The organism is Streptomyces sp. NPDC001927 (assembly GCF_053594455.1).
In genome coordinates this window covers 378,544-391,183 of record NZ_JBSFEN010000009.1, presented here as the reverse complement: position 1 = coordinate 391,183, position 12,640 = coordinate 378,544, and the positions used below count along the sequence as shown (strand labels likewise).

Below are 12,640 nucleotides of genomic sequence, written 5' to 3'. Positions count from 1 at the left end.
TCCGGGTGGCTCAGAGGGCCGCGATGTTGCCCGGGGACATGCGTGGTGCCCTGCGCGGTGGGGTCTGGCCGCTGAGGAGGATGAGGCGGGCCGCGCGGTGGCGTTGGCCCGCGTACGGGGCGAGCAGTTCGAGCATGGCCGCGTCGTCGGTGGTGCGGTCGCCCGCGAGGGCGTAGCCGACGATGCCGGGCAGGTGGTAGTCGCCGACGGTGACCGCGTCCGGGGCGCCGTTGCTGCGCTGGATCGTCTCGGCGGAGGTCCAGGGGCCGATGCCGGGGATCAACTCCAGCCGCTGCTGGGCCTGTTCGGGGTCCATGGTCGCGGCTTCCTCCATGCGGGCGGCGACCTTGGTGGCGCGCAGCACGGTGGCGGCGCGCTTGTTGTCGACGCCGGCGCGGTGCCATTCCCAGGACGGGATCAGGGACCAGGTGCGGGGGTCGGGCATGACGTGGAGGCGGTGCTGCTCGCCGGGGCCGGGGGCGGGTTCTCCGTACTTGCGTACGAGCAGGCGCCAGGCTTGATAGGCCTCGGCCGTGGTGACCTTCTGCTCCAGGATCGAGGGGATCAGCGACTCCATCACCAGGCCCGTGCGGGTCAGCCGGAGGCCGGGGCGGCGGCGGTGCGTGGCGGCGAGGAGTCGGTGGCGGGGGACAAAGGCGGTGGGGTCGTCGTCTGCGCCGAGCAGTTGGGGGAGGCGGTCGAGGAGCCACTGCGCGCCGGGGCCCCAGGCTTCGGCCTCTGCGTGGCCCTCGCTCCTGCGGAGGGCGACACGGAGGGTGCCGGGGCCTTCCGGGGTGCGGGTGGCGCGCCAGACGGAGCCGTCGGGGGTGGTGCGGAAGGTGGGGTCGCCGACGCCGCGGCGGAGGGGGCCGAGGATGAGGCCGAGGTCGGTGGGGGCGGTGGGTTGCCAGCGGCGGGTCGTCCCACCCGCGGTGGGGGCGGGCTGTCCCGAAGCGGGTACGGGGATGTGGCCGCCGCGCACGGTGGTGCGGGTCGTGGGGGTGCGGGGTGCGAAGCGGCCGGCCATGTGTATGAGCGTAGCCGGGCGGGTGCCGCCCGGCGGGTGGTGCGCCCGGCCTCCGGCCGGGCTTGGTTTTCCCACCCGCACCACCCGTGCAACTGAGCAGACAGAGGTGCGGGTCTTCCGGTGGGCGGTTGCTCGCCGTCGGCGACTGCTGGTTACTGGTCCGACGAGAAGCGGATCGCGCCTGGGGGGAGTGTGGTGTTGCACCAGATGCGGATGCCTTCGCGGAGTTCGTTGTCCGCGCCCACGTGCGCGCCGTCGCCGATGACCGCGCCGGTGAGGATCGTGCGGGCTCCGATGCGGGCGCCTGCGCCGATCAGGGAGTCGGTGATCACCGCGCCCGGTTCCACGATCGCGCCCTCGTGCAGCGTCGAGCCCGTGACGCGGGCGCCCTCGCCGACCACCGCGCCCGCGCCGACGACCGTGCCGCCCGTGAGCTTGGCGTCCGGGGCCACGCGGGCCGTCGGCAGGACCAGGCGGTCGCCACAGCGGCCCGGGACCGCCGGGGACGGGGCGTGGCCCAGGACCAGGTCGGCCGAGCCGCGGACGAAGGCCTGAGGGGTGCCCAGGTCCAGCCAGTAGGTGGAGTCCACCAGGCCCTGGAGGTGGGCTCCGGTGGCGAGGAGTTCCGGGAACGTTTCGCGCTCCACCGAGACCGGGCGGCCCGTCGGGATCGTGTCGATGACCGAGCGGCGGAAGACGTACGCCCCCGCGTTGATCTGGTCGGTCACGATCTCCTCGGGCGTCTGCGGCTTCTCCAGGAACGCCGTCACCCGCCCGGTCGGGTCCGTCGGGACCAGGCCGAACGCCCTCGGGTCCTCGACCCGCGTCAGGTGCAGCGAGACGTCCGCGCCCGAGGCGTCGTGCGTGGCGACCAGGGCCCGGATGTCCAGGCCGGTCAGGATGTCGCCGTTGAAGACGAGCACCGGCTCGTCCGGGCCCGAGCGCAGGCGCGAGGCGACGTTGCGGATCGCGCCGCCCGTGCCGAGCGGCTCCTCCTCGGTGACGTACTCCAGGCTGAGCCCCAGCGACGAACCGTCCCCGAAGTGCGGTTCGAAGACCTCCGCGAGGTACGAGGTGGCCAGGACCACATGGTCCACCCCCGCCGCCTTCGCCCGTGCCAGCTGGTGCGTCAGGAACGGCACGCCCGCCGCCGGGACCATCGGCTTCGGTGTGTTCACCGTCAGGGGCCGTAGCCGTGTGCCCTTGCCACCGACCAGGAGGATCGCTTCTGTCACCTGTCGTCTCTGCTTCCTGTCCGGGGCCGGTCTCATCGCCCGTACGGGCTCGTTTCGCTCGTCTGGGCGATATGACCGGTCAGTTTATGCAGATGGTCGGACCGGCGGCCGCATCACGGCCGCCCCTGGTACTTCGCCGAGGCGGTACGGGCGGTGCCGAGCTTCCCGTAGAGGCGGGCTCCGGGGCAGGCCGTGGCGTAACCGTCACGGTGTCCGGCGATGGTGTTGAACTTGACCTTCGTGCCCTTCTTGTACCGGTTCCCACCGCCCGAGGTGAGCGTCGCCTTCCCCTTCGGATTCCCCCCGTGCAGCCCCAGCTTCCATGCGGTCAGTCGCGCGATCGCCGTCGTCACGGCGGCCGGCGGAGTGCTCGAACTGAAGGTGCCGAGGACGGCGATGCCCATGCTGTTGGTGTTGAAACCGAGCGTGTGGGCGCCGAGGACCGGCTTGCCCACTCCCCCGGCGCGGCCTTCGTAGATGTTTCCGCACTTGTCGACGGCGAAGTTGTAGCCGAAGTCGCGCCAGCCGCTGCTCTGGGTGTGGTACCGGTAGATACTGCGCAATACGGAGGGCGCCTGCTTGCAGGTGTACTTGTTGCCCGTCGCGCTGTGGTGGACGAAGGCCGCTTTGACGGACTTCGTGTACTTGAAGCCCTTCTCGCGCAGCTTCTCGTTCGCCCCCCAGCCCTTGCGCGTGATGATCTTCGGCCGCGGCCCGATGTACGGCTTCGCCGCGGCCGCCGCCGGGATCACGGCCGTACCGACCGGGGCGAGCTGCGCGTTGACGGAGAACGCCGCCGCCTCCTCGACCGTCGGACCCCGGTGGGTCGTGTGGGTCGCTCGGGTCATGGGGGCTTTGTCGTCCAGCGCGCCGGACCGGTCCGGCGCGCCCTCCGGCGCCCGCTCCTCCCCCGGGTCCACCAGTTCGAGGCGGAGGCCCGTGGGAAGCGGTTCGGTCGGGCCTCGGTCCGCGCCGCTGCCGTCCACCGGCTGTACGCGGATCTCGACGCCGTCCGAGTCGCCGACCCACAGCGGCGCGGTCGACCCGCGGACCGCCGCCGCCGCGGCCTCGGCGGTGCCGGGATCGGCCCCGTGTTCGTCGTTGTGGGTCTCCAGCTCCTGCCACGCCGACCACTCCCCGCTCCCGGTCGCCCGGGTGCGGACCTGGACCGTGCCGTGCAGGTGGGCGTGGGCGTCGTCCCAGACGACGCCGACGAGGGAGAAGGGTCTGACGTCCCTTCGGGTCAGCCCCTGCGCCACGCCGGCGGTGCCGGGCGAGCCGATGGCCCGACGGTCGTCCCGTAGGGGGGCGAGGGGCAGGGACTGGGTGGACCCGGCGACTTCCACGTCAGGTCTCGCGGCGTACGCGGCCGGCTTGTGCGACGCCGCCGGCGTCGCGAGGGACAACGGCAGGGCGAGCGCCGCCGCGCACGTGACGGCGATCGAGGAGGCGAGGTAGGCACGCATGTAAGGGATCGTCCGTACCCCGGGCGCGTTCCGCTCGGTGGGATCCGGGCCGGAAACTGACGGCGCGTCGGTCCGACCGGAGGACGGCGTCACCGGTACGGCGGGTCCCCGCACCCCCGCCCGCGTACCCTTGCCCGCGTGAACGCCAGCGACCGCACCCCCGCCGACCTGCTGCGATCCGCGCTCGCCGCGGACCCCGCCCGCCCCTTGGTCACCTTCTACGACGACGCCACCGGTGAGCGCGTCGAATTGTCCGTGGCCACCTTCGCCAATTGGGTGGCCAAGACGGCCAATCTGCTCCAGGGCGAGCTGTCCGCCTCCCCCGGCGACCGCCTCGCCCTTCTGCTGCCCGCGCACTGGCAGACCGCCGTGTGGCTGCTGGCCTGCTCCTCGGTCGGCGTGGTCGCCGAGATCGGCGGCGACCCGGCGGACGCCGACTACGTCGTCGCCGGGCCGGACGGTCTCGACGCCGGGCTCGCCTGCTCCGGGGACCGGATCGCGCTCTCCCTCGCCCCGCTGGGCCGCCGCTTCCCCGCCGCGCCCGCCGGGTACGCGGACTACGCGGTGGAGGTGCCGAGCCAGGGTGACCGGTTCGCCCCGTTCGTCCCGGTGGACGCGGGCGCCCCCGCGCTCCTCGTCGACGGTGCGGAACTGACGGGCGCCCAGCTGGTCGAGCGGGCCCGCGCGGACGCCGAGGCCCTCGGCCTCGCCCCCGGGGCGCGGCTGCTCTCGGGGCGTCCGTACGACGGCTGGGACGGTCTCTCCGCCGGGCTCTACGCGCCGCTGGCGGCCGGGGCGTCCGTCGTCCTGTGCCGGAACCTGGACCAGCTGGCCCCCGAGTCGCTCGACAAGCGGGTGGAGAGCGAGCGCGTCACCGCGACCGCCGTATGACCACCCACTGAGGTCCACCCGTTCCACCCATATGGCGCACCGACTCGCCGAGTCCCCGGGTCCGTGCGTCAACTCCGGTACATGATCGGCGGGTACGCACCCCTCCCGCACAACCATGCGTCCGGTTCGGCCGTCCCACTCTTCGAACGGCGGCTCCCGGGCGCGCCGCCGACGCCGTGAAGGATGGACTCAGACGTGACGGACAGTGCCGGCACGCCCGCCGAACCGGAGGCGGAACCGGAGACCGAACCGGAGACCCCGCGCAAGCGTCACTGGTTGCGCTGGACGGCTCTCGGGTGCTCGGTCGTCGTCCTCGCCGCGGCGGGTACCGGCTGGTGGCTCTACCGCAAGCTCGACAACAACATCACCACCGACACCGACGCCGCCGCCGAGCTGCGCGCGTACGACAAGGAGCGGCCCACCGCGGTCGCGATGGGCGCGCAGAACATCCTGCTCATCGGCTCCGACACCCGGACCGGGGCGGGCAACACCAAGTACGGCAAGGACAAGGGCACCCAGCGCTCGGACACGACGATCCTGCTGCACATCGCGGCGGGGCGGTCGAGTGCGACGGCCGTGTCGATTCCGCGTGACCTGATGGTGAACATGCCGAGTTGCAGGACGAAGGGCGGAAAGCGGACCGGGGAAATGTTCGCCCAGTTCAATTCCGCCTTCGAGATCGGCGGCACGGCGTGCACGATCCGTACCGTCGAGCGGCTGACCGCGATCCGGATCGACCACCACATGGTGATCGACTTCCGGGGCTTCAAGAAGATGGTCGACGCCGTCGACGGCGTCGAGATCTGCCTGAAGGAGCCGATCGACGACAAGGACGCCAAGCTGAAGCTGCCGGCCGGGCGCCAGACGCTCCACGGCGAGCAGGCGCTGGGCTTCGTACGGGCCCGCAAGACGCTGGGCAACGGCAGCGACACGGAACGCATGGACCGCCAGCAGCAGTTCCTGGGCGCGCTGGTCAACAAGGTGCAGAGCAACGGCGTGCTGCTGAATCCGACCCGGCTCTACCCGGTCCTGGACGCGGCGACGAAGTCGATCACGACCGACCCGGGGCTCGACTCGCTGCGGGACCTGTACGACCTGGCGCGGTCGATGCGGGCGATCCCCACGGAGAAGGTGCAGTTCCTCACGGTGCCCCGGCGGCCGTACTCGTACAACGCGAACCGGGACGAACTCGTACAACCTGAGGCGAGCCAACTCTTCAAGCGGCTACGGGAGGACAAGCCCGTCACCGTCGCTCCGGGCGCCGAGCCCTCGCCGTCCCCGGGCGCGAGCGGAGCCGGAGCGAGTCCGTCCGCGAGCCGGGGCCCGGACCAGGTCAGCGACGGGAAACCGGACGACGCGAGCTCTCCGAGCGCGGCACCGACCCCGACGTTCACAGGGCGCAGCGCGGCGGAGGGAGCGTGCTCCTAGGGGATGGATGAGTGGCGGAAAAGTGACCGGTGAGTAAAAGGGAGTCCAAGGAGTTCGGGGGGATGGCGGTGACGGAAGAGGTTTGGGCAAATTGCCCAGTTGTAAGGGCCGTGGAATTTGTCACGGACGTCGCCCCACGCTGAACTGGGCGGATAGTGTGACGCGATCCGGTGCGTCCGACCGCGTGGTCGCGCACTCAACGGATCGAACGACCGAGCGCCTGCCGGGGGAGGCGCCTCGCGTGGCACCGACGGAGGATTCAAGTAACCGTGGACGCGCACAGCCGTGGACAGGCGGATGAGATCGACCCCGCCGACCAGTGGGTCCTCAACCCGCAGACAGGCAACTACGAACTGCGACTGAACCACTCCGCTGGGCAGTCCCAGCCGCAGTCGCCGTCGCAGTCCCGTCCGCGCGGCGCGACGCCTCCGGGTCCGAGAACCCCCCAGGGATCACGCTCCGGCCAGCGCTCCCGTACGACCGGCACGCCGACCGGCACGCCCGCCGAGACTCCCGTCCCCGGCCAGCGCCGCCGCCGCGCCCCCGAGGGGCCCGCGGGCGGCGTCCCGCAGCAGGGCCGGCGCAAGCGCAAGAACGCGAAGTCCCGCAAGAAGAAGGTCCTGCTGTGGACCGGCGGGGCGATGGCCTTCGTGCTCGTGGGCGGCGCGGTGGGCGCGTACGCGTACTACGACCACCTCAACGGGAACATCAACAAGGTCGACGTGGTCGGGGCCCAGAGCACGGGCTTCAAGAAGGACCAGGCCGTCAACATCCTGCTGATCGGCACGGACAAGCGGACCGGTGACGGCAACCAGGGCTACGGCGACAAGAACAGCCCCGGCCACGCCGACACCACGATCCTCTTCCACGTCTCCAAGGACCGGACGAACGCCACGGCGATGTCCATCCCGCGCGACCTGAAGACCGAGATCCCCGAGTGCCAGACGAAGATGCCGGACGGGTCGATCAAGACGATCCCGGGCCAGGCCGACGAGCGGTTCAACGTCAGCCTCGGCCAGTCCGACCGCGACCCCGGCTGCACGATGCGTACGGTCAAGCAGCTCACCGGGCTGACCGTCGACCACTTCATGATGGCCGACTTCAACGCCGTCAAGGAGATGACGACGGCCGTCGGCGGCGTGAAGGTCTGTCTGGTGAAGCCGGTCAAGGACAAGGACTCCAAGCTCAACCTGCCGGCCGGCGAGTCGACGATCCAGGGCGAGCAGGCCCTCGCCTTCGTCCGTACCCGCCACAGCTTCGGCAACGAGAGCGACCTCGACCGGATCAAGATCCAGCAGCAGTTCCTCTCGTCGATGATCCGGCAGATGAAGTCGGACGAGACCCTGACCAGTCCGAGCAAGCTGCTCGACCTCGCCGAGGCGGCCACGAACGCGCTGACCGTCGACTCCGGCATAGGCAGCATCGGGAAGCTGAAGTCCCTCGGCGAGGAACTCGCCAAGATCGACACGAAGAACATCACGTTCACGACGCTGCCGGTCATCGACAACCCCGCCGAGAAGATCAAGGCGACGGTGGTGCCCGACCCGACGAAGGCGCCGCAGCTCTTCGCGATGCTGAAGTCCGACACCTCGCTCACCGAGGTGAAGAAGCAGCAGCAGGACGCCAAGAACGCCCAGGCCGCCCTGTTGAAGGGCACCCGCTCCACCGCGCGCGAGGTGCGCGTCGACGTCTACAACGGCAGCGGCATCACGGGCGCCGCGCAGTCGACGATCAACTGGCTGCAGAACGAGCAGGGCGTCATCAGGTCCAGCAACAAGAGCAACGCCCCCGAGAAGGCGGCGAAGACCACGCTCGAATACGCACCGAACCAGGCCGCTCAGGCCCGCAAGCTCGCGGACATGATGGGCCTGCCCGCCACGGCGCTCAAGCCGGGCACGCAGAACGCCGAGGCGCTCGCACCCATGACGCTCGTCCTCGGCTCCGACTTCAAGGGCGCGGGGGTGCCCATCACCGGTCCGGCAAAGGCGCCGGAGGGTGCTCAGACCGCAGACAAGAAGGTGTGCGCCGAGTGACCCGGAAACACCGGGCTTCGGCGCGCTCCTGAGGAGGGGGACCAGGGGTGGGACAGAACAGCGTGCGTGGGGAGGGGACCCGGGGTCGCGTTCCGCACGCCCGCGAATTGGGCTGGGACGAGAGTCTCTACGGGGACGAGGGCGAACCGGGGCCGGGCGACCGGGCTTCGGGCGACCGCGCTTCGGGCAACCAGCGAGCGGGTGACGGGACTTCGGGCGCCGGGGCTTCCGGCGACGGGGACCCGAGCGGTCCCGGGCGGAGCGCCGGCGAAGGCCGTGCGAGCCACCGGCGCAAAGGGCCGCGCAGGCGCGCCAAGAAGAGCGGCAAACGCAAGGTGCTGCGCTGGGTCGCCGCGACCCTGTCGTTCCTGATACTTGGGACGGCTGCCGCCGGATACCTGTACTACCAGCACCTCAACGGCAACATCCGCGGCGGCAGCCGCGCCGGTGGCGACAGCGGTGTGAAGAAGGCCGCGCCCAACGCGCTCGGCGACACCCCGCTCAACATCCTGCTGATCGGCTCCGACAGCCGCGCCGACGACAAGAACGTGGCGCTGGGCGGCGGAAAGAACGAGCGGGACCGCAAGGCCCTCGCCGATGTGCAGATGCTGTTGCACATCTCGGCGGACCGCAAGAACGCCAACATCATCTCGATCCCGCGCGACACGATCGTCAGGATCCCCGCGTGCAAGGACGGGGACGGCAAGCAGTACGCCGAGACGACCACCAGCCCCATCAACGAGACCCTGGCCCGCGGCGGTCCCGGCTGCACGCTCACCACCTGGGAGAGCATCACCGGGGTCTACATCGACCACTGGATGATGGTCGACTTCGCCGGTGTCGTCGCGATGGCGGACGAGGTCGGCGGCGTCCCGGTCTGTGTGAACACCGGTGTGTGGGACCGCTCGACCCGGCAGGTGAAGGGCGGTTCCGGGCTGAAGCTGCCGAAGGGGACCACCGAGGTCAAGGGCGAGCAGGCGCTCCAATGGCTGCGCACCCGGCACGCGTTCGGCAGCGACCAGAACCGCGCCAAGGCCCAGCACATGTACATGAACGGCATGATGGAGAAGCTCCAGAGCCAGAACGCCTGGACCGACACCGGACGCCTCATGGGCCTGGCCGAGACCGCCACCAAGGCGCTCCAGGTCTCCGACGAGATCCGTTCCGTGTCGAAGCTCTTCGACCTCTCCATGCAGCTCAAGAACGTGAAGCTGGACCGCCTCACGACGGCGACGATCCCCACCACCGAGTGGACCCAGGACCGGAACAAGCTCGTCATGGTGCCGACCGCCGCCGACAAGATCTGGTCGATGCTCCGCGACGACGTCGCGTTCGACAAGAACGGTGACCCGGCCGACGCCAAGCCGTCCGCGTCGGCGTCCGCGAAGCCGAAGCCGCAGGGCCCGACCGCTGCCGCGCCCGCGACGCTCGCCGTCACGGTCGTCAACGGCACGGCCGGCGACGGCGCGGCGCCCACGGAGGGCCGGGCCGGCGCGATGGAGGAGACCCTGCAGGGCAAGGGGTTCACGCAGGCGGACGCCTCGCGGAGCGCCGAGCCCCGCAAGGACACCGTCGTCAAGTACCCGAAGTCCGGCGGCGATCAGGGCAAGGCGGACGCGCTGTCCGTGGCCAAGGCGCTCGGTCTGCCCGACACGGCGGTCCGCGCGGACGCGACGGCGCAGAACATCACCCTCGTCATCGGCGCGGACTGGCGCGAGGGCGCCACGTACAAGAAGCCGAAGACCGAGGCGGGCGACCTGCCCGACGGCGCGGACGACAAGGTGAAGTGCATGGACGTCTACAGCGTCTACAAGTGGGACGGCAAGAGCTGACCCCCTGAGCGCGCGAGAACGGCGAACGGCCGAGCCCCTCGGGGCCCGGCCGTTCGCCGTTCTCGTACGAAGATCCTTCGCGCGCGGACGCGTTCTCAGACCTGCGAGGCGCTCGTCGTCACCGCCGGGCGGCGGCTCGCGATGACCTTCTTCGCGAGGGCGCGCGGGCTCGTCAGGAAGCCGTAGCCCCAGGACATGTGCATCGTCGCGAGGGCCACCGGGATCTGCAGGCGGGCCTTGAGCGGGAGGCCCTTGCCGGCCGGGACCGAGCCCGCGGTGATCGCGGCCAGGTAGCCGGCCGGGATCAGGAAGCCGAGCGGGGTGAGCACCGCGCCGACCACGACACCGGCCGCGATCGCGCAGACGGCGGTCGGCGGGGCGAGGTAGCGGAGGTTGATCGAGCCCTGGTGGTAGCGGGCCACGACGTGGCGCCAACGGCCGTAGTCCTTGTACTGCTTCGCCAGCGCGCGGACGCTGGGCCGCGGGCGGTACTGGACGCGCAGCTCGGGCGAGAACCAGATCAGGCCGCCCGCCTCGCGGATACGGAAGTTCAGCTCCCAGTCCTGGGCGCGGATGAACTCGATGTTGTAGCCGTCCTGCTGCTCCAGGGCCTCGCGCCGGAAGACACCCAGGTACACGGTCTCGGCCGGGCCCGCCTGGCCGCCGGTGTGGAAGGCCGCGTTGCCGACGCCGATCTTCGAGGTCATCGCGGCGGCGACCGCGTGCTCCCAGTCGTTCTCGCCCTCGGCGTGCATGATGCCGCCGACGTTCTGCGCGCCCGTCTCCTCCAGGAGGCGGACGGCGGTGGCGATGTAGTTGGGCGACAGCATGCCGTGACCGTCGACCCGCACCACGATCGGGTGGCGGGAGGCCTTGATCGCCGCGTTGAGGGCGGCGGGCGTGCGGCCGGTGGGGTTCGGCACGGTGTGGACCCGAGGGTCCTCTCGTACGAGTTCGGCGGCGATCTCGTCGGTGCGGTCCGTGGACGGGCCGAGCGCGATCACCACCTCCATCTCGCCGTCGTACTCCTGCTCGAGGATGTGACGGACCGAGTTGCGCAGGTGCCGCTCCTCGTTGAGGACCGGCATGATCACGGAGACGGGGGGCGTGGCGTTCATTGCCGGCCACGTTACCGCGAATGGGGGACAGGAAGCGCGTCACGGCGAGCGCCGCACCCTTGCGCTGATCGTATGGGCCTACGGTGCTCACGGTTCCCCTTGTCACACCCGCGGAGGTGTCCCCCGGTGCCCACACCGCCCCGCACGCCCCGTCCCCGGCCGGCCGCCCGTCCCGTACCGGCGCGCCGCGGCAGACGGGTCGCGCGGCCCCGGTGGGGCATGCGGATGGCGACCACCCTCTCCGTCGTCGTCCTCGGGGCGGGCGGCATCGGGCACGCGCTGGTCACCGGCCTGGACACCGGGATCAACCGGGTCGACCCGTTCAAGGACATGAAGAACCGCCCCCGGGCAGGGGACGGCATGAACGTGCTGGTCGTCGGCACGGACGGGCGCGACAGCATCACGCCCGAGCAGCGGAAGGCGTACCGGCTGGGCGGGGCGCCCTGCCACTGCACGGACACCGTGATGCTGGTGCACATCAGCGAGAAGCGGGACCGGGCGAGTGTGGTGAGCCTCCCCCGCGACTCGTACGCCGAGATGCCCGAGCACACCGACGCGACCACGGGGAAGCGGCACGAGGCGCACCCGGTGAAGCTGAACGCCGCGTACGCGGAGGGCGGGCCCGGGCTGACGGTGCGGACGGTCGAGAACATGACGGGGGTGAAGATCGACCACTATCTGGAGGTCGACTTCACCAGCTTCATGAAGACGGTCGACGCGGTCGGCGGAGTGGAGATCTGTACGCCCCGGCCGATGAAGGACACGTACACGGGGCTCGACCTGGCGGCCGGTCCGCACCAGCTGAACGGCGGGCAGGCGCTGCAGTACGTGCGCTCGCGCCATGTCGACGGCGCGGCCGACATCGGCCGGATGCAGCGCCAGCAGCGCTTCCTCGCGGCGCTCATCGACCGGATGTCGAGCGGCGGGGTGCTGCTGAACCCGGTGCGGTTCCGTGAGGTGGCGACGACGATGCTGAACTCGGTACGGGCCGACGCGGGCTTCGGGTCGGAGCAGCTGCTGTCCCTCGCCAGGGCGATGCAGGGGTTCACCCCGGCGTCCTCGGAGTTCGTCTCCGTACCGGTCGGGGACATGAGCTTCCCCGTGCCGGGCATCGGCTCGACGGTGAAGTGGGACGCGCCCAAGGCGCAGAAGCTCTTCCAGGCGCTGCGCGAGGACCGGCCGCTCGCCCCGCCGCGGGCGGAGACCGCGGACGCGAAGGGGCGGCCGAAGCCGGTGGTGGTGGACGTGGCCCCGAAGACGATCCGGGTGCAGGTCTACAACGGGACCCGGACGGACGGCCTCGGCCGCAAGGTGGACGACGCGCTGCGGGCCACGGGCTTCAACACGACGCGGGCGCCGCGCACCGGGGAGGGTCCCGAGCGGCGGCGGACGCTGGTGGAGTACGACCCGCGCTGGGACCGCTCGGCGAAGTCCCTGGCGGCGGCGCTGCCGGGGGCGGAGCTGAAGCCGGTGAAGGGGCGGGGCGCGACGCTGCGGGTGGTGGCCGGCCTCGACTTCAAGGGCGTCACGCCGGTGCGGGCGGACGAGCCGGATTCGGGACCGTTCGAGGCGGTGTCGGGGGACCAGGTCGTCTGCCCGTAGGCGAAGCC

9 protein-coding genes are annotated in these 12,640 nt (G+C 71.3%); 5 read left to right on the top strand and 4 right to left on the bottom strand.

Features of this window, described 5'->3' with window-relative positions; genetic code table 11:
* Window positions 1–10 precede the first annotated feature (10 nt).
* The 3 genes from ACWCO8_RS25850 to ACWCO8_RS25840 form a co-directional block, all read right to left on the bottom strand.
* Entirely contained in the window at window positions 11–1,027 is a 1,017-nt protein-coding gene (locus ACWCO8_RS25850; protein WP_451034250.1) for a DNA-3-methyladenine glycosylase family protein, read from the bottom strand.
* 152 nt (window positions 1,028–1,179) lie between these two features.
* A complete protein-coding gene (locus ACWCO8_RS25845) occupies window positions 1,180–2,262 on the bottom strand; it encodes a sugar phosphate nucleotidyltransferase (protein WP_451034249.1) in 1,083 nt (360 codons plus the stop codon).
* 113 nt (window positions 2,263–2,375) lie between these two features.
* Window positions 2,376–3,728, bottom strand: a complete 1,353-nt coding sequence (locus ACWCO8_RS25840; protein WP_451034248.1) for a peptidoglycan recognition protein family protein — start codon at window positions 3,726–3,728, stop codon at window positions 2,376–2,378.
* 138 nt (window positions 3,729–3,866) lie between these two features.
* Between ACWCO8_RS25840 and ACWCO8_RS25835 the strand changes: the two genes are divergently transcribed.
* The 4 genes from ACWCO8_RS25835 to ACWCO8_RS25820 all read left to right on the top strand — a co-directional run bounded on the left by ACWCO8_RS25835 (window position 3,867) and on the right by ACWCO8_RS25820 (window position 9,912).
* The gene (locus ACWCO8_RS25835) at window positions 3,867–4,619 is read left to right on the top strand and encodes a TIGR03089 family protein (RefSeq protein WP_451034247.1); all 753 of its coding nucleotides are present in this window, start codon (window positions 3,867–3,869) and stop codon (window positions 4,617–4,619) included.
* Window positions 4,620–4,802: 183 nt separating this feature from the next.
* The gene (locus ACWCO8_RS25830; protein ID WP_451034246.1) at window positions 4,803–6,047 is read left to right on the top strand and encodes an LCP family glycopolymer transferase; all 1,245 of its coding nucleotides are present in this window, start codon (window positions 4,803–4,805) and stop codon (window positions 6,045–6,047) included.
* A gap of 269 nt (window positions 6,048–6,316) precedes the next feature.
* Window positions 6,317–8,080: an LCP family protein gene (locus ACWCO8_RS25825; protein WP_451034245.1), complete on the top strand. Its 1,764-nt coding sequence runs from the start codon at window positions 6,317–6,319 to the stop codon at window positions 8,078–8,080.
* A gap of 47 nt (window positions 8,081–8,127) precedes the next feature.
* Complete coding sequence (locus ACWCO8_RS25820) at window positions 8,128–9,912, top strand: LCP family protein (RefSeq protein WP_451034244.1); 1,785 nt, start codon at window positions 8,128–8,130, stop codon at window positions 9,910–9,912.
* Window positions 9,913–10,007: 95 nt separating this feature from the next.
* Here ACWCO8_RS25820 and ACWCO8_RS25815 read toward each other — a convergent pair whose 3' ends face one another.
* The gene (locus ACWCO8_RS25815) at window positions 10,008–11,030 is read right to left on the bottom strand and encodes a glycosyltransferase family 2 protein (RefSeq protein ID WP_362014981.1); all 1,023 of its coding nucleotides are present in this window, start codon (window positions 11,028–11,030) and stop codon (window positions 10,008–10,010) included.
* A 126-nt stretch (window positions 11,031–11,156) separates the two neighbouring features.
* Here ACWCO8_RS25815 and ACWCO8_RS25810 point away from each other — a divergent pair, with 126 nt between their 5' ends.
* Window positions 11,157–12,632 (top strand): LCP family protein, encoded by a 1,476-nt coding sequence (locus ACWCO8_RS25810; RefSeq protein ID WP_451034243.1) that lies wholly within the window; start codon window positions 11,157–11,159, stop codon window positions 12,630–12,632.
* Window positions 12,633–12,640 lie beyond the last annotated feature (8 nt).

Bases quoted from the DNA above. Each gene is read 5' to 3' on its own strand.
- ACWCO8_RS25850 (WP_451034250.1), bottom strand. From the start codon at position 1,027: ATGGCCGGCCGCTTCGCACCCCGCACCCCCACGACCCGCACCACCGTG.
- ACWCO8_RS25840 (WP_451034248.1), bottom strand. From the start codon at position 3,728: ATGCGTGCCTACCTCGCCTCCTCGATCGCCGTCACGTGCGCGGCGGCG.
- ACWCO8_RS25830 (WP_451034246.1), top strand. From the start codon at position 4,803: ATGGACTCAGACGTGACGGACAGTGCCGGCACGCCCGCCGAACCGGAG.
- ACWCO8_RS25815 (WP_362014981.1), bottom strand. From the start codon at position 11,030: ATGAACGCCACGCCCCCCGTCTCCGTGATCATGCCGGTCCTCAACGAG.